This is a genomic window from Prevotella sp. AM42-24, assembly GCF_003461825.1.
Taxonomy (GTDB): Bacteria; Bacteroidota; Bacteroidia; order Bacteroidales; family Bacteroidaceae; genus Prevotella; species Prevotella hominis.
In genome coordinates, this window is the sequence record NZ_QTXV01000049.1 from 1 (window position 1) to 24,931 (window position 24,931).

Annotated in this window: 18 protein-coding genes and 1 tRNA gene; 8 read left to right on the top strand and 11 right to left on the bottom strand. The window is 45.5% G+C overall.

What is annotated here, in order from left to right; translation table 11 throughout:
• Positions 1 to 300 precede the first annotated feature (300 nt).
• Together DW917_RS12615 and DW917_RS12620 are read right to left on the bottom strand one after the other, a co-directional pair.
• A complete protein-coding gene (locus DW917_RS12615; RefSeq protein WP_118119257.1) occupies positions 301 to 966 on the bottom strand; it encodes an FKBP-type peptidyl-prolyl cis-trans isomerase in 666 nt (221 codons plus the stop codon).
• Positions 967 to 1,069: 103 nt separating this feature from the next.
• Positions 1,070 to 2,632 (bottom strand): glycine--tRNA ligase, encoded by a 1,563-nt coding sequence (locus DW917_RS12620; protein WP_118119259.1) that lies wholly within the window; start codon positions 2,630 to 2,632, stop codon positions 1,070 to 1,072.
• 105 nt (positions 2,633 to 2,737) lie between these two features.
• Between DW917_RS12620 and DW917_RS12625 the strand changes: the two genes are divergently transcribed.
• Positions 2,738 to 5,677 (top strand): DNA gyrase/topoisomerase IV subunit A, encoded by a 2,940-nt coding sequence (locus DW917_RS12625; RefSeq protein WP_370453536.1) that lies wholly within the window; start codon positions 2,738 to 2,740, stop codon positions 5,675 to 5,677.
• A 150-nt stretch (positions 5,678 to 5,827) separates the two neighbouring features.
• Here the strand turns inward: DW917_RS12625 and DW917_RS12630 are convergent, their stop codons facing one another.
• A complete protein-coding gene (locus tag DW917_RS12630) occupies positions 5,828 to 7,120 on the bottom strand; it encodes a histidine-type phosphatase (RefSeq protein ID WP_118119261.1) in 1,293 nt (430 codons plus the stop codon).
• A 229-nt stretch (positions 7,121 to 7,349) separates the two neighbouring features.
• On the opposite strand from DW917_RS12630, the gene DW917_RS12635 reads away from it, so the two are divergent.
• Positions 7,350 to 7,434: transfer RNA gene (locus DW917_RS12635), tRNA-Leu, on the top strand.
• Positions 7,435 to 7,603: 169 nt separating this feature from the next.
• Here the strand turns inward: DW917_RS12635 and DW917_RS12640 are convergent.
• Positions 7,604 to 8,080 (bottom strand): Lrp/AsnC family transcriptional regulator, encoded by a 477-nt coding sequence (locus tag DW917_RS12640; RefSeq protein WP_022110128.1) that lies wholly within the window; start codon positions 8,078 to 8,080, stop codon positions 7,604 to 7,606.
• Positions 8,081 to 8,330: 250 nt separating this feature from the next.
• Here DW917_RS12640 and DW917_RS12645 point away from each other — a divergent pair, with 250 nt between their 5' ends.
• On the top strand, positions 8,331 to 9,485 hold the full coding sequence (locus DW917_RS12645; RefSeq protein WP_118119263.1) for a 5-methyltetrahydropteroyltriglutamate--homocysteine S-methyltransferase: 1,155 nt from the start codon (positions 8,331 to 8,333) through the stop codon (positions 9,483 to 9,485).
• 181 nt (positions 9,486 to 9,666) lie between these two features.
• Here DW917_RS12645 and DW917_RS12650 read toward each other — a convergent pair whose 3' ends face one another.
• From DW917_RS12650 to DW917_RS12665, 4 genes are all read right to left on the bottom strand, one after another.
• On the bottom strand, positions 9,667 to 9,951 hold the full coding sequence (locus DW917_RS12650) for a hypothetical protein (RefSeq protein WP_233524732.1): 285 nt from the start codon (positions 9,949 to 9,951) through the stop codon (positions 9,667 to 9,669).
• Positions 9,952 to 9,958: 7 nt separating this feature from the next.
• Entirely contained in the window at positions 9,959 to 12,091 is a 2,133-nt protein-coding gene (locus DW917_RS12655) for a Tex family protein (RefSeq protein ID WP_118119284.1), read from the bottom strand.
• A gap of 78 nt (positions 12,092 to 12,169) precedes the next feature.
• Entirely contained in the window at positions 12,170 to 13,663 is a 1,494-nt protein-coding gene (locus tag DW917_RS12660) for an ATP-binding protein (RefSeq protein ID WP_118119265.1), read from the bottom strand.
• 18 nt (positions 13,664 to 13,681) lie between these two features.
• Positions 13,682 to 14,377, bottom strand: coding sequence for a response regulator transcription factor (locus tag DW917_RS12665; protein ID WP_118119267.1), 696 nt, complete (start codon positions 14,375 to 14,377; stop codon positions 13,682 to 13,684).
• 537 nt (positions 14,378 to 14,914) lie between these two features.
• On the opposite strand from DW917_RS12665, the gene DW917_RS12670 reads away from it, so the two are divergent.
• A complete protein-coding gene (locus tag DW917_RS12670; RefSeq protein WP_022111086.1) occupies positions 14,915 to 15,157 on the top strand; it encodes a helix-turn-helix domain-containing protein in 243 nt (80 codons plus the stop codon).
• Between the two features lie 78 nt (positions 15,158 to 15,235).
• On the opposite strand, the gene DW917_RS12675 is transcribed toward DW917_RS12670, so the two are convergent.
• Together DW917_RS12675 and DW917_RS12680 are read right to left on the bottom strand one after the other, a co-directional pair.
• Positions 15,236 to 16,447: an NADP-dependent isocitrate dehydrogenase gene (locus DW917_RS12675; RefSeq protein WP_118119269.1), complete on the bottom strand. Its 1,212-nt coding sequence runs from the start codon at positions 16,445 to 16,447 to the stop codon at positions 15,236 to 15,238.
• 276 nt (positions 16,448 to 16,723) lie between these two features.
• Positions 16,724 to 17,581 (bottom strand): OmpA family protein, encoded by an 858-nt coding sequence (locus DW917_RS12680; protein ID WP_118119270.1) that lies wholly within the window; start codon positions 17,579 to 17,581, stop codon positions 16,724 to 16,726.
• A 353-nt stretch (positions 17,582 to 17,934) separates the two neighbouring features.
• Between DW917_RS12680 and purL the strand changes: the two genes are divergently transcribed.
• Genes purL through DW917_RS17265 form a run of 3 tightly spaced genes read left to right on the top strand, consistent with a single transcriptional unit; the run spans position 17,935 to position 22,447 of the window.
• Positions 17,935 to 21,720: a phosphoribosylformylglycinamidine synthase gene (purL, locus tag DW917_RS12685; RefSeq protein ID WP_118119272.1), complete on the top strand. Its 3,786-nt coding sequence runs from the start codon at positions 17,935 to 17,937 to the stop codon at positions 21,718 to 21,720.
• 19 nt (positions 21,721 to 21,739) lie between these two features.
• Complete coding sequence (locus DW917_RS12690; protein ID WP_118119274.1) at positions 21,740 to 22,291, top strand: chromate transporter; 552 nt, start codon at positions 21,740 to 21,742, stop codon at positions 22,289 to 22,291.
• Positions 22,292 to 22,306: 15 nt separating this feature from the next.
• Positions 22,307 to 22,447: a hypothetical protein gene (locus DW917_RS17265; protein ID WP_158570151.1), complete on the top strand. Its 141-nt coding sequence runs from the start codon at positions 22,307 to 22,309 to the stop codon at positions 22,445 to 22,447.
• A 55-nt stretch (positions 22,448 to 22,502) separates the two neighbouring features.
• Here the strand turns inward: DW917_RS17265 and DW917_RS12695 are convergent, their stop codons facing one another.
• Positions 22,503 to 23,810 (bottom strand): ATP-binding protein, encoded by a 1,308-nt coding sequence (locus tag DW917_RS12695; protein WP_158570153.1) that lies wholly within the window; start codon positions 23,808 to 23,810, stop codon positions 22,503 to 22,505.
• Between the two features lie 230 nt (positions 23,811 to 24,040).
• Between DW917_RS12695 and DW917_RS12700 the strand changes: the two genes are divergently transcribed.
• On the top strand, positions 24,041 to 24,613 hold the full coding sequence (locus DW917_RS12700; protein ID WP_118119278.1) for a chromate transporter: 573 nt from the start codon (positions 24,041 to 24,043) through the stop codon (positions 24,611 to 24,613).
• Positions 24,614 to 24,931: the final 318 nt, after the last annotated feature.

Genomic DNA, 24,931 nt, shown 5'->3' on the forward strand with positions numbered 1-24,931 from the left:
TGTGTCATCTTATGAGGGCGGTTGCGGATTTGAGGTTTATGAATAAATTTGCAACTTTCTAACATTTTTTTGATATACGTCAAAGGATTGTGTACGGACACAAACACTAATTTAACCTTCGCAACACATTTTTAGAATCGAAATAGAAATAAAATATATGGAATAATAAAGGAGGAAAGAGGGGGGAAAAAAGAAAGCCTTGAAAGTATCACTACTCCCAAGGCTAAAATATCATCATATCTTTCAGCAGTCATTATATGCCAGTACATAATGACATATAAAGCATATTACTGCCTGATATTATTCTTCTGTTATCCAGCTACCTTTACCTCGCTTATAGGCAGTCAATGCCATTTCGAAGCGAAGCATAGAATAAGCAGGGATGGTTGAGTTAACGCTACTGCCATAAGCGAGATTAGCAGGAATGAATACCTGCCAGTGATCTCCGACATGCATGCCCAAAAGTGCAGTGGTAAAACCATCTATCCAACCATAATTAACAGTCGTCTTTGTTGGCTTAGCCGTTTCCGAACTATACTCATCAGCAACGAAAGTCTGGTCAAAAACATAACCATTGGCATAAGAATCGGATGGAATCAATCTACCACGATAACTCAATTGGATAGAGTCGGTATAAAGCAGATTAGCATCGCTATTACCCTTCTTCAGTATATGCACCACGATATAATCATCGTCATTATACTTTAGGGTAGAAGCAGCACCTTGTCCTTCCGTAGTGGATGTCTGGTTCTGAAGTGTCCAGCTACGTATCACCTTCCACTCCGAACTTCCATTGGCAATCTGCTGTCGGGCTTTAGCTAATGTATCAGCAAAAGCCTTATCATTACGCTCCTGCCAATTTCTAAACTCAGAATTCGACTCGTCCTCATTCGTCTCACTGCATGATGACAGTACGAAAACCGTCATCAGCAGAAAGAACAAATATTTAATATTCTTAAAGTTCATCTAAATCTTTTGTTTTGCTATATCATATACCTTATTATATATATATATGCATATCACTCAGACTACACAAATCATACAGGTATATCCCGAAATACTCCGGCAATTAGAAATTCTTGATTTCCTTGCCAAGCTTCTTCAATACGCTTGTGATGCTCACACGCTCCTCGATGATACTGCGCAAGTCGCTGATAGCAACACGCTCCTGCTCCATAGTATCACGATAACGGAGAGTTACCTTATGATCATTTGGAGTCTCGTGGTCAACTGTGATACAGAATGGAGTACCAATAGCATCCTGACGACGATAACGTTTACCGATAGAATCCTTAGGATCGCCATAGTGAGTATTAAAGTGGAACTTCAACTCATCTACAATCTCGTGAGCCAACTCAGGGAGACCATACTTCTTATCCAAGGGGAATACTGCGCACTTCACTGGAGCCAAAGCCTCTGGCAAGCGCAATACAACACGTGTCTCACCATTCTCCAACTTCTCCTCGCAGTAAGAGTGGCACATTACGCTGAGGAACATACGGTCAACACCGATAGAAGTCTCTACATCGTAAGGCACATAGCTCTCGTTCTTTTCTGGATCGAAGTACTTGATAGAACGGCCGCTGAACTTCTCATGCTGAGAAAGGTCGAAATCGGTACGGCTATGAATACCCTCAACTTCCTTGAAACCGAAAGGCATCTTAAACTCGATATCTGTAGCTGCGTTAGCATAGTGAGCCAACTTCTCATGGTCGTGGTAGCGATAGTTCTCATTACCCATGCCGAGAGCCTCGTGCCATGCCAAACGAACCTTCTTCCAATACTCAAACCACTTCATCTCAGTACCTGGCTGGCAGAAGAACTGCATCTCCATCTGCTCGAACTCACGCATACGGAATACGAACTGACGGGCAACAACCTCATTACGGAAAGCCTTACCAATCTGACAGATACCGAATGGCAACTTCATACGACCGGTCTTCTGAACACTCAAGTAATCTACGAAGATACCCTGAGCAGTCTCAGGACGGAGATAAACCTTGCTGGTAGCATCGCTGGCAGCACCCATCTGAGTAGAGAACATCAGATTGAACTGACGAACATCAGTCCAGTTCTTGGTACCGCTGATAGGGCAAACGATACCCTCATCCTCGATAATCTGCTTCAGCATCTCCAGGTTAGGACCCTGCATAGCCTCAGTATAGCGAGCATGAAGTTCATCATACTTCTTCTGGTTTTCGAGAACACGAGGATTGGTAGCACGGAACTGAGCCTCATCAAAGCTGTCGCCGAAACGCTTCTTTGCCTTAGCAATCTCCTTAGCAATCTTCTCTTCGTATTTAGCCATGTGATCCTCAATGAGCACATCAGCACGATAACGCTTCTTAGAGTCGCGGTTATCAATCAATGGGTCATTGAAAGCATCTACGTGGCCGGAAGCCTTCCAAACAGTAGGGTGCATGAAGATAGAAGCATCAAGACCAACAATGTTCTCGTGCAGCAACACCATACTCTGCCACCAATACTGCTTGATATTATTTTTCAGCTCAACACCATTCTGTCCATAATCATAAACAGCTGCCAAGCCATCATAAATTTCACTACTTGGGAATACAAAGCCATATTCTTTGCAATGGCTTACGATTTTCTTAAAAACATCTTCCTGTGCCATGATAAAAACTTATTTTTTTCAAATTTTCGGCAAAGATACGCTTTTTTCTCGAAATTTTGTTGTATTTTTGCCATAAATTATCAAAATAAGTATTAAAAGCTATCTATGAGCGACGAAATTAAAGATAAAGACGGAATAGAAGGTCAAAATCCTGACAACTTGCAAGATTCTCAAAATAACGACCTGCAGGACACCTCTAAAGACGATTTGGGGGATTCGCAAAAGGACGACTTAGAGGATTCGTCAAAGGATGATTTGAAAAATCAGACAGAACAGCATTCCGATTATAAGCCGGTGAACCGATTCGATGCATCCGCTGTACACCATCTCAGCGGTATGTATCAGAACTGGTTCCTCGACTATGCCTCGTACGTAATTCTGGAGCGTGCCGTTCCTCACATCGAGGACGGACTGAAGCCTGTGCAGCGACGCATTCTCCACTCCATGAAACGTATGGATGATGGCAGATACAACAAGGTGGCTAATATCGTGGGCCACACCATGCAGTTTCATCCTCACGGTGACGCCTCCATCGGTGATGCCCTGGTACAGATGGGACAAAAAGACCTGCTCATCGACACACAGGGTAACTGGGGAAACATTCTCACAGGCGACCGTGCGGCAGCGCCCCGCTATATCGAGGCACGACTTTCCAAGTTTGCACTCGACGTAGTATTCAACCCGAAGACTACCGACTGGCAGCTCTCATACGACGGTCGCAATAAAGAGCCTATCACCCTGCCTGCCAAATTTCCTCTGCTCCTTGCACAAGGCGCAGAAGGTATCGCCGTAGGCTTGAGCAGCAAGGTGCTGCCCCACAACTTCAATGATCTCTGCGATGCTGCCATTCACTATCTGAAGGGCGAACCATTCACGCTTTATCCTGATTTCCCTACGGGTGGTGCCATTGATGTAAGCAAATACAATGATGGTCAGCGTGGCGGTGTGCTGAAAGTTCGTGCCAAGATAGACAAGCTCGACAACAAGACTCTGATCATCAGCGAGATTCCATACAGTAAGACTACGGGAAGCCTCATCGAATCTATCACCAAGGCTGTAGAGAAAGGTAAAATCAAGGCCAGAAAGGTGGATGATGTGACTTCTGCCAACGTGGAGATTCTCGTCCATCTGGCTCCTGGAACGTCGTCAGACAAGACGATGGATGCCCTCTATGCCTTCAGCGACTGCGAAATCAACATTTCACCCAACTGCTGCGTCATCGAGGACAACAAGCCAAAGTTCCTCACCGTCAGCGATGTGCTCAAGCATAGCGTAGATTGCACGATGGGACTGCTCCGCAAGGAACTCATGATTCGCAAGGGCGAATTGGAAGAACAGCTCTTCTTCTCCTCTCTGGAGCGCATTTTCATCGAGGAGCGCATCTACAAGGAGCGCAAGTTTGAGCAGAGTAAGAGCCAGGATGAGGTAGTGGCATTCATCGACTCCAAGCTGGAGCCTTTCAAGGATAAGCTCTTTACTGCCGAGGTGGATGGCAAGGGAATGGTACAGTATGCTTTCCATCGCGAAATCACCCGGGAAGATATTCTCAAACTGCTCGAAATCAAAATGCAGCGTATTCTTAAATATAATAAGGATAAGGCGGATGATCTCCTGATGAAGATTAAGGCAGAACTGGCTGAGATTGAAAATGACCTTGCTCACATGACCGATGTGACCATCAACTGGTTTGAATACCTCAAAGGCAAATACGGCAAGTTCCATCCTCGCAAGACCGAGATACGCAACTTCGACACCATCGAGGTGACCAAGGTGGTAGAAGCCAACCAGAAGTTGTTTATCAACCGACAGGAAGGATTCGTAGGAACCGGCCTCAAGAAGGATGAATTCGTATGCAACTGTTCCGACCTCGACGACATCATCGTCTTCTATAAAGACGGAAAATTCAAGGTCATGAAGGTGGCCGACAAGATATTCGTAGGAAAGAACATCCTCCACGTACAGGTATTCAAGAAAAACGACAAGCGCACCATCTACAACTGCGTTTATCGCGATGGAAAACAAGGTGATTATTTCATCAAGCGATTCAACGTGACGGCGATGACCCGCGACAAGTTGTACGATATCACCCAGGGCACTCCTGGCAGCCGCATCATCTACTTCACCGCCAACCCTAATGGCGAAGCGGAAATCATCAAGGTAACTATGGAGCCAGACCTGTCGAAGAAACGACAGAGCATCTTCCTGGAGAAGGATTTCTCCGAAATACTTATCAAGGGACGTGCTGCCAAGGGAAATCTCCTGACCAAGCGTACCATCAGACGCATCGGACTGAAGAGTCACGGTCACAGTACCTTGGGAGGAAGAAAGGTTTGGTTTGATCCAGACGTAAACCGCATCAACTATGATGAGAACGGAAGATTCCTCGGTGAATTCAATGACGACGAAAGCATCCTGGTAGTACTCGACGATGGCGATTTCTACATCACCAACTTCGACCCGAACAACCATTACGAGGACAATATCCTCCGTCTGGAAAAATGGGACGAGCACAAGATCTGGACCGCCATTCTCTACGATGCCGACAATCAGGGCTATCCTTATATCAAGCGCTTCACGATGGATGCCATCAAGCGCCATCAGAACTTCATGGGAGAAAATCCTAACTGCAAGCTGATTCTGCTCACCGATACCGCCTATCCGAGATTCAAGGTTACCTATGGCGGCGTGGATGCGATCCGACCTGCCGAGGAAATCGATGCAGAACAGTTTATCGGACAGAAGAGTTTCAAGGCAAAGGGCAAGCGTCTCACTACCTGGAAGTTAGAAAGCATCGAAGAACTGGAGCCTACCCGATTCCCAGAACCAACCGATGAAGGTGAAGACTCAGAAGAAGGAGGTGAATCAGAAAATGGGAATGCATCTGGAAAAGGTGGAAAAGCTTCTGAAAGAGAAAACCTTGACCCGGATGCAGGTAAGAGCGAACAGCAGATCATCGACGAACTGACAGGACAGACCAGTCTCTTCGACGATAAGAAGTTTACTGAAGAAGACGAGAAAGACAAAGAATGGTTAGCTAAGCACTAACCTTTCTCAAATAACTTTCGAATAGCATAAGGGCTTGTATGATCATTATTAAATCATACAAGCCCTATTTATTTTCCAATCAACTCTTGAGAAAATCCTCTCAAGATTAACCCTTGAGAAATTCTCCTGAAAAAAGGGAAAATCAGATGATTAGAACTTCTTGGCTGCAAGAATCTTCATACAGTAGTCCTTGAAATCATTCCAATGATAATAAGGAGCCACATCACTCTTGATAGGCAAGGTAGCCTCATCCTCATTCAAGAGAACCTTCACCAAGACATCATTCGGCTTCTTCTGATTGCGATAGAAGACAAACTGCAGGTTGGTTGCCATCGGAGTAATCTTATAATCAAACCACATTTTGGCAATATTCTCAGGATCCTTGATAAGCGCACCATAACCATTCAGGTTGAGCAGACAGGTAAGCGGAGTCACCATCGTATCATGACCATATCTCAGCGTAGCACCCGGATGCTGAAGAGCGATGCAACTGTCAGCCTTCTCGATGATATTTCTCAAGAGATTGCGCTGAGAATAAGGCTGTTCGGCACCAGTATAAGGAGAATATCCGTATGACATCTGCCACCAGGAATTGCTTACCACCCAATTCTGATAGATTTCCTCCTCATTGAAGAGGTCGTAGAGAGAAACCTTGCCACGCAGTTCAGTACCCTGGATAGCCCCTGCCATCTCAAAGAGTTTCCAGTTGAGGTCGCGCGGATTGATATTCTGCTTCACCCAGTACGGATCGTTGAAGAGTTCCTTCATCACGCGGTCATAGCAATCGTGCTTCTTGGTAAATTCCTCCTGCACCGTCTTTCTTCCGATACAATTCTTCAAACTGTCCAGTCGCTTATCCGACAGGTTCATATAATACATATCGTGATAACTGGCATCATGGAAGATATTGAGTTGAGGATTCATGCGAAGCATCTGCTGCAGACCGTTTTCCATTGAGAGAATACATCGGATAACAACGGTACTTCTCGCCTCGATATTGGTTTTACCTGCAAAAATCTCCGGGAATCGCTCCATCATTCTCTTGGTAATTCCCTGATGCTGGATAGCTCCGAGCGGCGTCAGTTCGCCATCTCTACCCTTAGCCTCATCACGTATCAGTTTTACTTTTTCCAATGTTTCCTCACCCTTGGCAGTCAGTTTACCCTCCTGCTTCGCCTTGAGCAAAGAGAAGTAAGGCACATCATAGGCCTTCTTTCCTATCATATAGCGTGAGCCATGGCGACCATAGTGACTCAGATAGAATGGTTTGTATCCCTTAGGAGCAGGGGTAAGTTGCTTCTGAGGACCACGATAAGCCACGTAGTTACTTGCTGAGAGCGTAATATCCCTCTTGAAATCCTCCTGTGGAGTCTGTGCCAAGGCACTGTTTCCTGCCAGCAATACCGCAGCAAACAGCAATACTTTTTTCACTTCGTTTTTCATTCTTTATCTGTATATTTAAGTTAGTTTTCTCATGATTTCAGTCATTTAGCCAAACATCGATTTCTTCAGACCATAAATGCCAAATTCATCTGCACCGGTTAAAAGACTTACATCTTCTTCTCAGCCTGCAAAAATAGTAAAAATTCAGCAAAAAAGCAAGTAACTTCAAAGTTTTTTATATTTTTCTTCTTTTAATTGAAATATAAGTTGTATCTTTGCAGTCACAAATGCGCTTGTGGCGAAATTGGTAGACGCGCTAGACTTAGGATCTAGTGGTTCAGGCCGTGTAGGTTCGAGTCCTATCAGGCGCACCAAAGAAAATCCTAACTGCTTGATAATAAGCGGTTAGGATTTTTTCTTTTCTCTTTTTGGCAACATTTTGCCAACATATTTCAATGCTAATCTATAGTAACAGCCAAAAGCAAGGTATCGCAAGAAGCAGGCATATCATAAATAACTTTTTTGCTGTCATCACGTTCCTCCTTATTTTGCTACGGGAATATAATGCGAATCCTTGATTTCACCAATCACGATGATACTGTGCAGGCTTCCGATGCATTCGATATTTCCCAGCGTGTTGAGCATGAAGTCCTGATAGGCTTTCATATCGCGGGCATATACCTTGATCTGGAAGTCATAATCGCCGGTGGTGTTGTAGCACTCCGTTATCTGGTCGATGGTCTGCACGGTATCCATGAATTGCTGAATCAGATCATGGGTGTGCTGCTTGAGCCGGATATTACAGAGCACGATTACGTTGTGTCCCATCTTGTGATGGTCTACGATGGCTCCATATCGCTGGATGTATCCCTCTCGTTCCAGCCGCTTCTGCCGTTCAAAGGTTGGAGAGGGAGAGAGGTTGACTCTTGCGGCAAGTTCCTTCACGGTGAGTCGGGAGTTCTGCTGCAACAACTTGAGTATCTTGATGTCGATTTCGTCGAGATTTTCTTCTGTAGCCATTGTTTCTTTATTTCTGCTTTTACCTGTTCCTGCAGGATAATATTCTGCTGATTTGCTTAATTCGCTGCAAAGATAGCATATTTTTCTGAATTACGGAGAATATTTGGAAGATAAAATTCTTCTTCTTACCTTTGCAACCGCAATTCCGGATGCAAAGAGCTGTTTATCATCAGATAATGGCAAATCAAGAGTCATTCATTCTTAAAATATGACGAGTCATTCATCATTTAAAAATATAGGAGATAAAACAATGAGTAACGTAAGAAATATACATTTTGAGGCAGTGGGCAGCTATTTGCGCCCTGCAGAGTTGAAGGAAGCAAGAGCTAAGTTTGCAGATGGACAGATTTCTGCCACCGACCTCCGCGCCGTAGAAGACCGTCTGATTACAGAGGTTATCAGGCAGCAGAAGGCGCATCGCCTGCCTTATATCACCGATGGCGAATTCCGCCGCAGCTATTGGCATCTCGACTTTATGTGGGGATTCAATGGCGTGGAGCATATCGAACTGGAGCATGGTTACCAGTTCCATGGCGAGGAAACAACCAAGGGTTCTATCCAACTGACCGGCAAGATTACCGGCGAGAATCATCCTTTTATCAAGGATTTCCTGTTTGTAAAGCAGTTTGAGGAGTTGGATGCCAAGGGCGAGTATATCTTCGAGGCAAAGCAGACGGTTCCTGCTCCTGCACAGTTTCTTGCCGAACTGTTTCGTGGCAAGAATGCCGAGAATACCCGCAAGTTCTATCCTAACACCACCCAGCTGATAGAGGATATTGCCCAGGCCTATCGCACCTTCTTCCAGGAAATTTATGCAGCCGGTTGCCGCACCGTTCAGTTAGATGACTGTACCTGGGGAATGATTGTGGATAGTGATTACTGGAAGGCTAAGGTGGGTACAGGGTTTACCCTAGAGCAGGAAGCCCTGCAGTATCTGAAGGTGAACAACCTTGCCATCGAGGGCAAACCTGAGGGGTTGACCATCAACACCCACGTATGCCGTGGCAATTATCATTCCTGCTATGCTACCAAGGGTGCCTACGATGCCGTGGCTCCTTATCTTTTTGCTCATGAGGATGTGGATACCTTCTATCTGGAGTATGACGATGAGCGTTCGGGCGGTTTCGAGCCTTTGAAATATGTGGCAGATGGCAAGAAGGTGGTTCTGGGTTTGGTAACCTCAAAATCTCCGGTGTTGGAGGATAAGGCTACGGTTATCGCCAGAATCCACGAAGCTGCCAAGTATATTTCTCTCGATCGTCTCAGTCTCAGTCCTCAATGCGGCTTCGCCTCTTGCGAAATCGGTAATAAACTGACCGATGCTGAACAATGGGCAAAGATAGATTTGGTTAGAGAGATTTCCGAGGAAGTTTGGAGCTCTTCTTCTTTCGCCGATGCAGAATAATGCAATAGGCTTCAACTGCTTACGAAGCCGCTTTCATTGCTCTACGAAATAGGCTTCATTGACTATCGAAGCCTATTTCATATTTCAAGGCTTTTCTATTCAAAGTTTTCAATAGGGGAGTAGTTACTAAAGGCTGCTGCAATGTGGGCTAAGAGAAAAAGAATAGAAAAAGGGAATGACATTACATCATTCCCTCAAGTTTTTCCTGTGCCTCGCGCATATCCTCCTCAAATCTGGTATGATCGAGCAAGAAGTCATTCTTTTCTCCAGCAAGCAACTGATATAGCGCCGGATTCATACCCTCCACATACTGAGCAATTGCGTATTCGATATCATCCCGCTGCGTAGGGTTGTTGGAAAATTCATATACACGAAGTTTCTGGTGAATAAAGCAATAAGCCGACTCGATACAGTCACGTCCGATCTCAGCCATTTCCTGCTTATCATCTATAAGAGTTTTATCCATATTATATTTACTTGACATTTTTCATCGAGAGTCCGATGCGCTTGCGCTTCAAATCCACCTCAGCCACACGAACCATCACATGCTCATGGAGTTTCACAACCTCTGAAGGATCGCTGATGTAACGGTTTGCCATCTGAGAAACATGAACCAGACCATCATTGTGAACACCTATATCCACAAAGGCACCAAACTTGGTGATGTTGGTCACGATGCCCGGCACAACCATGCCCTCCTGCAAATCCTCAATCGTCTTGATGGAAGCATCAAACTCAAATTTCTCCACCTCGCCACGAGGGTCCAGTCCAGGCTTGTCCAACTCAGCCATGATATCAGTCAAGGTAGGCATACCCACCTCCTTGCTCACATATTTCTTGATATCTATCTTCTTCTGCAGAGCCTTGTCCTCTACGAGTTGCTTCACCGTCACGCCCTGATCTTTCGCCATCGTCTCTACCAGCGCATAGCGTTCTGGATGCACGGCACTGTTATCAAGCGGATTCTTGGCACCAGGAATACGCAAGAAACCAGCACACTGCTCGTAAGCCGAAGGACCCAGACGAGGCACCTTCTTCAACTGGGCACGGGAAGCGAAAGCACCATTCTCCCTGCGATACTCCACGATATTCTTGGCAAGCGTAGGACCCAGGCCACTCACATAGGTCAACAGATGCTGCGAAGCCGTATTCAGATTGACACCCACAGAGTTCACGCAGCTCATCACCACCGTATCCAGACTTTTCTTCAACTGACTCTGATCCACATCGTGCTGATACTGTCCCACACCGATGCTCTTAGGATCAATCTTCACCAGCTCCGCCAGAGGGTCCATCAGGCGACGGCCGATAGAAACCGCACCACGCACCGTCACATCCTCATCCGGGAATTCATCACGGGCTATCTTGGAAGCCGAATAGATGGAAGCACCATCCTCGCTTACCACATAGATATCCACAGGATGATCGAAAGCGATTTCGTGCAGCCAGTCGCTCGTCTCACGGCTCGCCGTACCATTGCCCACAGCCATAGCCTCCACATGATACATCTTCACCATGCGCTGCAGAGCGGCAGTAGCCTCGCTGCGCTTGCTGCGAGGAGGATGAGGAAATACGATTTCATGATGGATGAGATTGCCCTGTGCATCCAGACAGGCCGTCTTGCAACCATTGGCGAAACCAGGATCCACTGCCATTACTCTCTTCTGTCCGAGCGGAGCTGCCAAGAGCAACTGACGCAGGTTTTCAGCGAATACCAGAATAGCCTCCTCGTCAGCCTTCAACTTGCTTGATGCAGCAAACTCCGTTTCGATACTTGGTTTCAGCAGACGCTTGAAAGCATCATCCACAGCCTCGCCTACCAAGGTCTGGCATTCGCCATAACCATGCACATAATGGCGCTTCAACTTATCCGTACACTGTTCGTCATCAGCAGAGATGCTGACACGCAGAATACCGGCAGCCTCTCCACGACGCATAGCCAGCAGGCGATGAGAAGAACAGCGCTTCAGAGGTTCCGAGAAGTCGAAATAATCAGAGAATCGCTGAGCCTCTTCCTCGTCCTTCTTCTTAGCCACCACCTTGGAAGTGATGATGGCGCCACGTCTGAACTCCCCACGGATGGCATTGCGGCTTTCCTCGCTCTCGTTCACCATTTCAGCGATGATGTCCTTGGCGCCCTGAATGGCAGCATCAGCATCAGCCACCTTGTCACCCACATATTTCTTAGCCACCTGCATGATATTACGTTCACGCTGGAAGAGCAGAGTTTGTGCCAAAGGTTCCAATCCCGCCTCACGAGCTATCTGTGCACGGGTTCTGCGCTTCGGTTTGAAAGGCAGATAAATGTCTTCCAGTTCCGTAGCGTCCCAGCATTCCTCGATACGCTTCTTGAGTGCATCCGTCAGTTTTCCCTGTTCATCGATCGTCTTGAGAATGGTTTCCTTACGTTTCGCCATCTCCTTGAGTTTATCGTTAGCCTGGGCGATGGCTTCAATGTTCACCTCGTCCATATTACCCGTCTTCTCCTTACGGTATCGGGAGATGAAAGGGATAGTACAGCCCTCTTCGAGCAGTTCCAATGTATTTTCGACAGCCTGCTCTCTCAGTTTGAGCTGCGCTGCGATAATCTTAGTAAATTGATTCATCATTATATTATTGTTAATAGAGATGCAAAGGTACATAAAAAAAATCGCAAAGACGAAACTCCTTGCGACTTTTAAGATTTATTTCTTGATAGTAAACTCAAATTTCAAACCACCCTCTGGCAAGTTATTCACCCGGATGGTTCCACCATGCAGCAGCACGGCATTCTTCACGATGGCGAGTCCCAGTCCCGTTCCACCCATTTTTCGGCTCCTTCCCTTATCCACACGGTAGAAGCGTTCGAAGAGGCGGGCAATATGCTCCTGCGGCACACCCTGACCATTATCTCTGAAGACAAAGTGCCACTTGTTGCCTATTTCCTTACCCTCCAGCGTGATGGTCGTTCCGTCACCGGCATAGGCAATGGCATTATCAGTAAGATTGCGGAACACACTATAGAGCAGACTGCGGTTTCCCTTCACCACGATGCGCTCAGGTAGCAGGTTGTGGAACCCCATCTTGCGCTCCTCCCTTTCCAGCGCTGTTTCCCTCATGATGTCTCCCACCATCTTCGTGATATCCACCGCCTCGAAGTCTATCATGTCCGAACCGTCGTCCAGTCTGTTCAGCGTCGAGATGTCTCTCAGCAGGGAGGTAAGCCGTTCGCTCTGCGCATAACATCTCTGCAGGAACTGCTCCTTCATCTCCTCGCTGATATGCGGATTGTCGAGTATCGTCTCCAGATAGCCCTGTATGCTCGCCACCGGAGTCTTCAGTTCATGAGCGATATTCTGCGTCAGTTGCCGTTTCAGGATATCCTGTTCCCTTCGGGTGGTCTGGATACGCTTATACATCTTGATGATGCGTTCAGCGATTTCACCCAGTTCATCATCCGGAAATTTAGCCAGATCCTCTATCTCTAAGCTCTCGTTGTGATCAGCCTTGTAGGCGAAGATGCGGAGCTTGGCAATATTCTTGCCCAACCGATGGGTGAATCGGTAGAGTACGATGGTCAGGATGATGATGGCGAAAACGGCAAACCAGATGTAATGCTGGTCAGCCTGCAGCGATTTAGAGAGATCATCATTATAAGGCAAGGCACTTCTGATGATGATAGAGTCAGCAGGGAAATAGGAAGCCACATAAAAGTAATCCTGCTTCAGGGTTTTCGACTCTCGTTCCACGCTCGATCCCTGTCCATTCTTCAGCGCCTCTTGTATCTCCTTGCGGTTCAAGTGATTGGCAAAACGGTCATAGTGCTTGCTCATATTATCGTACACCACCTTGCCGTCGGGCCTTATCAGGGTAACACGCAGATCCCTGCTTTCATGTTCACGGATGAAAGCATTCAGTTTGGTTTCCGCCACGACGAGTTTCGAACGACTCACGCTGGGCAGAGTCTCCAGACTATCGCCGTTGCTCAAGATGATTCCTCTATCATGAGCCAGCGAGAGATCCTCCTCCAAGAGGGCGTTGTAGTTTTCCAGTTTCATCGTGAGCGTACTGATTTTATACTGTTTCTCACGAGTCTGCTGGAACATGATAAAACTGACAGCGAACACAAGGAACACCGCCAGCACCATGAGATACAGTTTTCGCCCAACTTTGGATTTCGTTTTTTGTATTTTCAGCATAAATAAAATCCTTTCTTATCACGCATCAAAATAATATCCAAAGCCGAGTCGGGTGACGATGCACTTCGCAAACTTACCGATTTTCTTTCTCATACGGGTGATGTTGACATCCACCGTTCGGTCGAGCACGAGCACATCCTTAGGCCATACGCGGTCGATGAGTTCCTGGCGGGAGAACACTCTACCCTTCTCTTCCAGGAGAAGTCGGAGCAATTCAAATTCTGTTTTGGTGAAAGGCACATCCTCTCCATCAATGCTCACCGTCTTCTTGTCGATATTGAGCACTAACCCCTGATAGCTGATGGTGGTAGGTTCAGCATCCTTGTCCAACTTATCAGCAGTACGGCGGATGACAGCACGCACACGCACCATCACCTCACGGATAGAGAAAGGTTTGGAGATATAGTCGTCAGCCCCGAGATTGAAACCAGTAACGGTATCGTTCTCAGTATCGCGAGCCGTCAGGAATATAATAGGAATCTGAGCCGTAGCCACATTCTCCTTGAGTTTCTTCGCCAGCTGGAATCCGCTCATACCTCCCATCATCACATCGAGCAGCAAGAGGTCGTAGGAAGCAATGTCTTTCTCCAGAGCTTCCTCAGCCGAGTTGGCAGTTTCTACCAGATACCCCTCGGTTTCCAAGTTAAATTTCAGAATCTCACAGAGGTCCTGTTCATCATCCACCACAAGGATTTTATAGTTCTTTTCGTCCATCTTTATAATATATAATAATGTATATATAGTCTGAGGTCTTTCCTCGGGTGCAAAGATACGACAAAAAATCTGTAACACGCATTACATTCTATTACAATTTCATTTCAAAAGCAAGTAAAAGATGTGACGGGGAATCATTCTTAGAGATCTTGTTTGCTTACGCGTTTTTAGAAAAGCCTTATATCTTATATATAATAATGTGTAGCTTTCTGTAGCCGCATCGCATAGTTTTTAGGCTGTGTGCCTTAACTGGGTGCAAAATTAGGAAATTACAATTACGTACAACAGCTGATTTGTACTTTTCTTGTGTATAAAATGTAAACCGAAACAAAATAGACACAAAAAAGATAGGAAATTGAGGAAAAATGTGTCAGTAAGCAAAACAAATGGAACGAAGGGTTTTCATTTGTTTTCCGCATTTATACTTTTTTAATAGCGTGTCGTCACATTAGCTACCAAAAAATTCGTTTGATTACAATCTTATTTCGTAATTTTGCATCCATATTGAATTTATTAGTATTTAAAGAGAATAAGAAAATGACAGATCAAACTAACAATTGCTCCTTGGTCATTGGGGAACGCATAAAACAGGAACTCAAAAGACAAGGAAAAACAACAGTATGGCTCGCAAAGCAACTTGGTTGCCACAGAACCAACATTTATAAGATTTATAGCAAATCTACTATCGACACAGGTATGCTCATGCATATCTGCAAGGTAATCGGCTATAATTTCTTCGACTTGTTGTCTGAGGAATACAAGAAGCAGGTAAACGGTTAATTAGTTTTCACTAAAAAATAAAGGTGACAAAGGTTTCTATGCCTTTGTCACCTTTATTATATATATATACAAATCATACTATGCTAATCTCTTCTCCAATCTCTCACGGATGGCTGCAATGAAGCCGGCTGAGTTGACTGCCTTTGCCTCTACACCTTCCATCAGGTTGACGAGGTCCTTGGTGGCGATACCATCATTCAGCGTATCGAAGCAAGCTGCCTCCAACTGGTCGCCGAAATTCTGCAATGCCTGAATGCCATCTAACTCGCCACGCTTTCTCAACGCACCGCTCCATGCAAAGATTGTTGCCATAGGGTTGGTAGATGTATCTTCGCCCTTCAGATAACGGTAGTAATGGCGGGTTACTGTGCCATGAGCTGCCTCGTACTCATACTTACCGTCTGGAGAAACCAATACGGAGGTCATCATCGCCAACGAACCGAAGGCTGTACTGAGCATATCGCTCATCACATCACCATCATAGTTCTTACATGCCCAGATGAATCCACCCTTGCTGCGGATAACACGAGCCACGGCATCATCAATCAATGTATAGAAGTACTCAATGCCGAGCTCTGCAAACTTCTCCTTGTAATCGCTCTCATACACTTCCTCGAATATCTTGCGGAACTGTGCATCGTAAGTCTTGGAAATGGTATCCTTGGTAGCAAACCACAAATCCTGCTTGGTATCGATAGCAAACTTGAAACAGCTATGAGCAAAGCTGCGGATACTCTTATCGGTATTGTGCATACCCTGAATAACACCAGCACCTTCGAAGTTGTGAATCTCCACCTCCTGCTTCTTTCCGCTCTTACCCTCGAATACGAGTTTGGCAACTCCCGGCTCATCTGCACGGATTTCCACACTCTTATATACATCACCATAAGCATGACGGGCGATGGTAATCGGCTTCTCCCAGTTCTTCACGCAAGGGTGAATGCTTGGAATCGTGATAGGAGCACGGAACACAGTACCATCCATGATGCTACGGATAGTGCCATTAGGGCTCTTCCACATCTTGTGGAGATGATATTCGTCCATACGCTGGGCATTAGGAGTAATCGTAGCACACTTAACGGCTACACCATATTTCTTGGCAGCCTCAGCAGAATCGATAGTCACCTGATCATTGGTCTTGTCACGGTAAGGCAAACCAAGGTCATAATACTCTGACTTCAAATCTACGAAAGGAAGGATCAGTTCATCCTTGATCATCTTCCAGAGGATTCTTGTCATCTCGTCACCATCCATCTCCACCAAAGGAGTTGTCATCTGAATCTTTTCCATAAGCGAAATACCTATATATGTATTATTAATAAATTACAATTTATAACCACTAAGCAACAGACGCTTAATAATTTGATTGCAAAAGTAATAAATAATTCTCAAAAGAGAAAGGAAAACGCCATTTTTCTTTCAAAACGACACAAACTTTGAGTCTTTCTTTCTTATTTTAAGTATATTTATACAGAAAAGCACCTGTAATACTAAAAAAGCACCAATGAGCCTAAGCCCACTGGTGCTTCCTAAATTTTACTTATGATACTCTAAAAAGTCTCCGATTTACTTATCGCTCTCTGGAGCCTTGTCGATCAAGTCCATGAACTGGTCGAGCTTAGGAGTGATGATAATCTGAGTGCGGCGGTTGCGCTGCTTGCCAACCTCAGAATCGTTGGTAGTTACAGGGTTGTACTCACCACGGCCACCAGCGGTCAAACGCTTAGGATCTACGCCGAAGTGATCCTGCAAGTACTGTACTACAGAAGATGCACGGAGAGCAGAGAGGTCCCAGTTGTTGCGGATGTTCTTCATCTTGGCACTTGTAGTGCTAACTGGTACGTTATCTGTATTACCCTCTACGAGAACATCGTAGTCCTTGTAGTCCATGATGATCTTGGCAATCTTGCTCAAAGTTTCCTGAGCACGGCTGTTTACCTCATAGCTACCGCTCTGGTAGAGCATGTTGTCAGCCAAAGAGATGTAAACCACACCCTTCATTACCTGTACGTCAACCTCCTTCAACTCGTCCTTGCTGAGAGAGCGGGTCAAGTTGTTGGTAAGCACCATGTTGAGAGAATCGCTCTTGCTCTTCACCTCTACCAAGTGGCGGATGTACTGGTTAGACTCATTGATCTGGTCAACGAGCTTGTCGATGCTGATGTTGTTCTGACTTGCGTTGTTCAAACTCTTGTCGAGCGCATTCTGCATAGACTTATAGTCCTTCTTCATCTGAGCAAGCTGATCTTCGAGAGTTGTTACACGAGCCTGAGAAGCAGCCAACTGCTCCTTTGTATTCTGATAGTTGCTTGACAACTCCTTGTTCTCGTTCTGGCAATTCTGAAGTTCCTTCTTACTTGCACAACTTGTGGCCAACAATGCGCCAGCCATCAAAGCCATTACTAAAAATTTGTTCTGCTTCATATTTTCTGGTTTTAAATTTTTCCGATAGTTGATTTTTACTAAATTACTAAATATAATGAATCCTAATACGATGAATAAAAATTCACACGCTGCTTTTCGTTTGCAAAGTTACGAATAAGACTTGAATAAACCACTTTTGTCAAACCCATTTAGATAATTTTAACCACTTTTTCTGTTTTTCTCATCTTTCTCACTCATTTTTAACAAATTAGCGTCTTCATTCAGCAGATTTTCCTGCTCTGTGAAAGCACACAGTTTGGGCAACATACCTAAAAATATAAAAAAACAAGCGTTTTATTTTGTCCTTATTTTAATTTGTATTATCTTTGCACTCGAAAAGCGATACATAGGCCATGTATCCTTACCGAAAGAATAAATACATTAACAATATAAAAAGAGAAATAAGTATGATTCTTTTTTTCAGAACTCCATCTAAGAGTGTGATTGCGACCGAGATTGACCACAAGCCTTCTCAGGACGAAATCAATGAACTTTGTTGGCTTTATGGTGATGCGACTTTAGAGGACGCCCAGCAATTGCAGGGCTTCTATGTCGGCCCACGCCGTGAAATGATTACTCCTTGGAGTACGAATGCCGTTGAGATTACTCAGAATATGAGTCTTAACGGCATTTCGCGTATTGAGGAGTATTTCCCTGTTGATAGCGAGGATGCGGAGCACGATCCTATGCTCCAGCGCATGTACAACGGTATCGGACAGGATGTGTTCACCGTCAACCACGAGCCTGAACCTATCAAGTATGTAGATGACCTCGAAAAGTACAACGAGGAAGAAGGTCTTGCTCTCAGCGAAGACGAAATGGCTTATCTCCACAAGCTGGAGAAGGAGAATGGACGCCCGCTCACCGACAGTGAAATCTTCGGTTTTGCACAGATCAACTCTGAGCACTGCCGTCACAAGATTTTCGGCGGACAGTTTATCATCGACGGCAAGGAGATGGAGTCTTCTCTTTTCAGCATGATCAAGAAGACCACCAATGAGAACCCTAACAAGATTCTCTCTGCCTACAAGGACAATGTGGCTTTCTCTCAGGGTCCTGTCATCGAGCAGTTTGCTCCTGCTGACCAGACTACCAGCGATTTCTTCCAGGTAAAGGACATCGAGAGTGTCATCTCCCTGAAGGCTGAAACCCACAACTTCCCTACTACTGTAGAGCCTTTCAATGGTGCTGCTACGGGTACTGGTGGTGAAATCCGCGACCGTATGGGTGGTGGTGTAGGTTCATGGCCTATCGCAGGTACCGCCTGCTACATGACTGCTTATCCTCGTTTGAAGGATGACAACGGCAAGAGCGATGTGGAGCGCGACTGGGAAGATATCCTGCCTGTGCGTAAATGGCTCTATCAGACTCCTGAGCAGATCCTCATCAAGGCATCTAACGGCGCTTCTGACTTCGGTAACAAGTTCGGTCAGCCTCTCATCACGGGTTCTGTGCTTACTTTCGAGCACCAGGAGAACGGCGAGAAGTATGCTTACGACAAGGTGATTATGCTCGCTGGTGGTGTAGGCTATGGCAAGAAGCGTGACTATAAGAAGGGCGAGCCACAGAAGGGCAACAAGGTGGTCGTAGTAGGTGGTGACAACTATCGCATCGGTCTCGGTGGCGGTTCTGTTTCTTCTGTAGATACAGGTCGTTACAGCAATGGCATCGAGTTGAACGCTGTTCAGCGTGCCAACCCTGAGATGCAGAAGCGTGCTTACAACCTGGTTCGTGCACTCGTTGAGAACGACGAGAACCCTGTAGTCAGCATCCACGACCACGGTTCTGCTGGTCACTTGAACTGTCTCTCTGAGTTGGTAGAAGAGTGCGGTGGCGAAATCGACATGGCTAAGTTGCCTATCGGTGACAAGACCTTGAGCGCTAAGGAAATCATCGCCAACGAAAGTCAGGAGCGTATGGGCTTGCTCATCGACGAAAAATATATTGAAGAGGTACAGAAGATTGCCGACCGTGAGCGTGCTCCAATGTACGTGGTAGGTGAGACTACTGGCGATGCTCACTTCAGCTTCAAGCAGGCTGACGGTGTGAAGCCATTCGACCTCGACGTGGCTCAGATGTTCGGTCATACTCCTAAGACTGTCATGGTGGATGAGACCGTAGAGCGTAAATATGAAGATGTAACTTACTCTGCCGACAACCTCGACGAGTACTTGCAGCGTGTTCTCCAGATGGAGGCGGTAGCTTGTAAGGACTGGTTGACCAACAAGGTGGACCGTTCCGTAACTGGTAAGATTGCCCGTCAGCAGTGCCAGGGTCAGATTCAGTTGCCACTCTCCGACTGTGGTGTTGTAGCACTCGACTATCGTGGCGAGAAGGGTATCGTAACTGCTATGGGTCATGCTCCTCAGGCTGGTTTGGCTGATCCTAAGGCTGGTTCTGTACTCTCTGTAGCAGAGTCATTGACCAATATCGTTTGGGCTCCTTTGGCAGATGGTATGGACAGCATCAGTCTCTCTGCTAACTGGATGTGGCCTTGCCGCAGCCAAAAGGGTGAGGATGCTCGTTTGTACGAGGGCGTGAAGGCTTTGTCAGACTTCTGCTGTGCCATCCACGTGAACGTACCAACAGGTAAGGACTCTCTCTCATTGACCCAGCAGTATCCTAACGGCGAGAAGATCATCGCTCCAGGTACCGTCATCGTAAGTGCTGGTGGTGAGGTTTCAGATGTCAAGAAGGTGGTTAGTCCTGTTCTCGTCAACGACAAGAACTCAAGCCTCTATCATATCGACTTCAGCTTCGACGAGCAGCGCCTCGGTGGTTCTGCCTTCGCTCAGAGCTTGGGCAAGGTGGGCAGCGATGTTCCTACCGTAAAGAACCCAGAGTACTTCGTTGATTGCTTCAACGCTGTACAGGAACTCATCAACCGCGGTTGGGTAATGGCTGGTCACGATATCAGTGCCGGTGGTTTGATTACTACTCTCCTCGAGATGACATTTGCCAACGTAGAGGGTGGTATGAAGATCAACCTCCACGACATCGCTGATGCTGACATCATCAAGACTCTCTTCGCAGAGAACCCAGGTGTTGTTATTCAGGTAAGCGATGCTCACAAGGACGAGTTGAAGGCATTCTTCGATGAGAACGGTATCGGCTATGCTAAGATTGGTTATCCTGCTCCTGAGCTTCGCAAGATCATCATCAAGAAGGAAGGCTTCGAGCACGAGTTTGATATCGACGCTTTGCGCGACGACTGGTATAAGACATCTTACCTCCTCGACCGCAAGCAGAGCATGAACGGTATGGCTAAGAAGCGCTACACCAACTATAAGAAGCAGCCTATCGAGATGAACTTCGGCTACGGCTTCAAGGGCACTCTCGCAAGCTATGGTCTCGACGCTAACCGTCGCACTCCATCAGGCATCAAGGCAGCTATCATCCGTGAGAAGGGTACTAATGGTGAGCGTGAAATGGCTTACTCTATGTATCTCGCTGGCTTCGACGTGAAGGACGTAATGATGACCGACTTGATTTCTGGTCGTGAAACTTTGGAGGATGTGAACTTCATCGTATTCTGCGGTGGTTTCTCTAACTCCGACGTTCTCGGTTCTGCCAAGGGTTGGGCTGGTGCATTCCTCTACAATCCTAAGGCTAAGGAGGCACTCGACAAGTTCTATGCTCGTGAGGACACCCTTTCACTCGGTATCTGCAACGGATGTCAGTTGATGGTTGAGTTGAACCTCATCAATCCTGAGCACAAGCATCGTTCACACCTCTGCCACAATACTTCCAAGAAGTTTGAGAGCACCTTCCTCGGTCTGACTATTCCTCAGAACGAGAGTGTGATGTTTGGTAGCCTCAGCGGTGACAAGCTTGGTATCTGGGTAGCTCACGGTGAGGGTCGTTTCTACTTGCCAGAGCCAGAGGATCACTACAATGTGATTGCGAAGTACAACTATGCTGAGTATCCAGGCAATCCAAACGGCAGTGACTACAATGTAGCAGGTATCTGCTCAGCAGATGGTCGCCACTTGGCCATGATGCCACACTTGGAGCGTGCTATCTTCCCATGGCAGAACGCTTGGTATCCAGCTGATCGCCGCAACGACGAGGTAACTCCTTGGATTGAGGCATTTGTCAATGCACGTCAGTGGATTGAAGAAAGAGCTTTTAAAAAGTAAAAAAGTAAAAAGTTAAAAAATGAATAATAGCGTAAGTTATCTTACATTATTCAAAACATTTATGAAGATTGGCATAGTCACCTTTGGTGGTGGCTATGCCATGATTCCTATTATAGAATCCGAAGTCGTCGATAAGCATCATTGGATGACGAAGGAGGAATTCTTGGATGCCATCGCTACTACCCAGGTTTGTCCGGGCGCCTTGGCCATCAACATGAGTTCCCTGCTCGGATATAAGCTGGCAAAGATGCCGGGAGCCATTGTCTGCACCCTCGGCGCTTCGTTGCCTTCCTTCCTTATTATATTAGCGATTGCTATGTTTTTCCATCAGTTTGAGGACAACAAGGTGATTGCGGCGATGTTTGCAGGTATCCGTCCTGCCGTCGTGGCTCTGATAGCTGTTCCTACCTTTTCATTGGCCAAGAGTGCCCACATCTCGTTCGTCAACTGCTGGGTTCCTATCTTATCTGCCCTCCTGATATGGCTGATGGGCGTCAACCCTATCTGGGTAATTATCGTAGCAGCCTTAGGTGGATACGTCTATGGACAGTTTATCCAACCGACGGAGTAATTAAAAAATCAGAATATGGAAGAGACAAAACCACATTTTGCAAGTTCTAAAAATGTTCACATAGACGACTTCTTGAAGCTGATTCAAGAATGCAAGGATGAAAAGGAACTTAAAAGGCTTCGCAAGGCTATAACCACCGCAAAGAAGCCTTTTTAAGAAGTATTAGTCGTGGAAATCCATATTTTTTAGCACATTTCCACGACTAATAAATTTATTCACCACCCAAAAACATACTCATGTAAAACGGCAAATAGATACACCCATCTTCTATTTCCAAGTTATTACCACTCATGACAATACGCCGATTGATTTTGTCAGCAAAAAGCGAATGAGCCATATCGAGAGAAGCATGTTGCTTATAATCCTTACCAGATTTCACTTCCACAATACTAATTTTATTCTTCTCAGGGAAAATAAAATCCAGCTCGTGCTTACTCTTTCTGTCATAATAGCTGAGAGAAATGCCATGCTTGGCAAATTCTCCTGCTACATAATTCTCAGTCAATGCCCCTTCATTCACATCAATATCTCCAGACAAAACCTGTGCCTGAATACCATTGAGCATCATGGCACACATCAAACCAGAATCGACAAAAAACAACTTGTATAGTCTCAGATTCTCATGGATAGGAAAAGGCAATTCGAAAGCCCCGACATTAAAGGAATAATACGCCATACCTGCATCAACAAGCCATTGCGTAGGTGCTCCATACTTGCGACGAGAAGCATTTTTTTCAATAGAAGCTAATATAAAACGCTTATCTTGCTTACTCAACTGCCCTGGAATAGCATCAAACACAGACTTTACCAACAACTTGTCATTACCTGCATATTTAGAAATATCATTACGATAACCATTCAGTATGTCCTTCTGAACAGCTATCGTCTTATTGAAATCCTCATTGCTCAAATAGGTAACAACAACTTCTGGCATACCACCAACTATCAAGTATTGACGATAACGCTCCATGATTTGACCATGTAGAAATTCAGGCACAGGACGCAAATTTTGGTAGCACTCTTTCAACATTTCAATTACATCCTTGCTGATATTACATGCCCAAAGAAATTCCTCGAAGTCAAGTGGATACATATCCAATTCTCTTTCGAATCCTACAGGATAAGAAGACACATCCTTATAATTAATACCTAGCAAAGAACCAGATTCTATATAATCATATTGTCCATCCTCAACTAAAAATTTGATTGCAGTACGAGCCTTAGGACAAGCCTGTATCTCGTCAAAGAATATCAGAGTTTGCCCTGGCTCCAAAGGTCCGAATCCCATAGCTGATAAGTTTATCAGAATGGTACGTGCATCCAGATTTCCTTCGAAAGCTTGTTTTGCCATAGGCATCTGCTCAAAGTTAATCTCAACCATATTTTTATAGTGAGCCATTGCAAATTGGCGAACAATTGTAGTCTTGCCAATCTGTCGAGCACCTTTTATGAGAAGTGCCTTATTAGAAGATTCCTGCTTCCACTTTACCAACTCACTGATTATCTTTCTTTTAAGCATATTCTTACAACTTTTTTCCATGTTTTCGGATACTTATTTGCAACTTTTTTCCAGCTTTTCAGGCTTTAAGTTGCAACTTTTTTCCAGCTTTTCACGTGCAAATTTACAACTTTTTTCCAATAACAGCAAGGAAATTACACTTATTTACCAAAAAGAGCGTAAAGTTTTTTAAAATAATTTGGCGATAATCAAGAAAATCAGTACATTTGCAATTAAAAAGAGAATAAACTATGATATTTCTTCAACTTTTCATCGTATTCTTTCAGATAGGCATCTTCGGATTCGGAGGTGGCTACTCCATGATTTCCCTGATTCAGGGACAGGTAGTGACGCAGTATCATTGGATGACGATGCAAGAGTTTACCGATGTGGTGGCCATCTCGCAGATGACACCAGGACCTATCGGCATCAACTCTGCTACCTATTGCGGCTATACCGCTGTGCACAATGCAGGCATGGGCGGCATGATAGCCATACTCGGAAGTGCCGTGGCAACCTTTGCCCTGGTTCTCCCCTCTTTGATTTTGATGATTCTGATCAGCAAAATGCTGTATAAATATATGAACACATCGATGGTGCAGAGCATCTTCATCGGTTTGCGCCCATGCATCGTGGGCCTGGTAGGCGCCGCAGCCCTGCTCCTGATGACTCCAGAGAATTTCTCTACTCCAGAGAATCCCTGGCATTTCTACATCTCCATCGCCCTCTTCTTCGCCACCTTTATCGGCGTGAAGGTAATGAAGATCAATCCGATAAGAATGATACTCTACTCGGCTTTTGCCGGGCTGGTATTACTATATTAAACAAAATCTTACTATGTTATTTGACAGTAATAAATAAAAGTCGAAAATTTGAAAAGCGAAACGGAGAAAACCCATCACCCTTCACCCCTATCAACATAATCATCTGATATACAAGTGATTACAAGCAAAATAACTAAAAATCGCCCTTCACCACCCTTCATCGGTCTTCACCTCAAAATGAATCGTCTATGAAGCCTAAGGCTGTCGTCTATGAAGGCAAGTTATAGTCTTAATAGACGACTGGATGGACTCATAAGAGGGGGCTAAATCAAGAAAAAGTAAGCGGCTCCGCGTTTATACCTTGCATAATTGAAAAAA

Excerpts from the sequence above, each read along its gene's own strand:
- DW917_RS12660 (WP_118119265.1), bottom strand. The coding sequence starts at position 13,663 with ATGCTGAAAATACAAAAAACGAAATCCAAAGTTGGGCGAAAACTGTAT.
- DW917_RS12665 (WP_118119267.1), bottom strand. The coding sequence starts at position 14,377 with ATGGACGAAAAGAACTATAAAATCCTTGTGGTGGATGATGAACAGGAC.
- DW917_RS12625 (WP_370453536.1), top strand. The coding sequence starts at position 2,738 with ATGAGCGACGAAATTAAAGATAAAGACGGAATAGAAGGTCAAAATCCT.
- DW917_RS12670 (WP_022111086.1), top strand. The coding sequence starts at position 14,915 with ATGACAGATCAAACTAACAATTGCTCCTTGGTCATTGGGGAACGCATA.
- DW917_RS12695 (WP_158570153.1), bottom strand. The coding sequence starts at position 23,810 with ATGCTTAAAAGAAAGATAATCAGTGAGTTGGTAAAGTGGAAGCAGGAA.
- DW917_RS12700 (WP_118119278.1), top strand. The coding sequence starts at position 24,041 with ATGATATTTCTTCAACTTTTCATCGTATTCTTTCAGATAGGCATCTTC.
- DW917_RS12615 (WP_118119257.1), bottom strand. The coding sequence starts at position 966 with ATGAACTTTAAGAATATTAAATATTTGTTCTTTCTGCTGATGACGGTT.
- DW917_RS12675 (WP_118119269.1), bottom strand. The coding sequence starts at position 16,447 with ATGGAAAAGATTCAGATGACAACTCCTTTGGTGGAGATGGATGGTGAC.
- DW917_RS12680 (WP_118119270.1), bottom strand. The coding sequence starts at position 17,581 with ATGAAGCAGAACAAATTTTTAGTAATGGCTTTGATGGCTGGCGCATTG.
- DW917_RS17265 (WP_158570151.1), top strand. The coding sequence starts at position 22,307 with ATGGAAGAGACAAAACCACATTTTGCAAGTTCTAAAAATGTTCACATA.
- DW917_RS12620 (WP_118119259.1), bottom strand. The coding sequence starts at position 2,632 with ATGGCACAGGAAGATGTTTTTAAGAAAATCGTAAGCCATTGCAAAGAA.
- DW917_RS12690 (WP_118119274.1), top strand. The coding sequence starts at position 21,740 with ATGAATAATAGCGTAAGTTATCTTACATTATTCAAAACATTTATGAAG.
- DW917_RS12645 (WP_118119263.1), top strand. The coding sequence starts at position 8,331 with ATGAGTAACGTAAGAAATATACATTTTGAGGCAGTGGGCAGCTATTTG.
- DW917_RS12640 (WP_022110128.1), bottom strand. The coding sequence starts at position 8,080 with ATGGCTACAGAAGAAAATCTCGACGAAATCGACATCAAGATACTCAAG.
- DW917_RS12655 (WP_118119284.1), bottom strand. The coding sequence starts at position 12,091 with ATGAATCAATTTACTAAGATTATCGCAGCGCAGCTCAAACTGAGAGAG.
- DW917_RS12650 (WP_233524732.1), bottom strand. The coding sequence starts at position 9,951 with ATGGATAAAACTCTTATAGATGATAAGCAGGAAATGGCTGAGATCGGA.
- purL (WP_118119272.1), top strand. The coding sequence starts at position 17,935 with ATGTATCCTTACCGAAAGAATAAATACATTAACAATATAAAAAGAGAA.
- DW917_RS12630 (WP_118119261.1), bottom strand. The coding sequence starts at position 7,120 with ATGAAAAACGAAGTGAAAAAAGTATTGCTGTTTGCTGCGGTATTGCTG.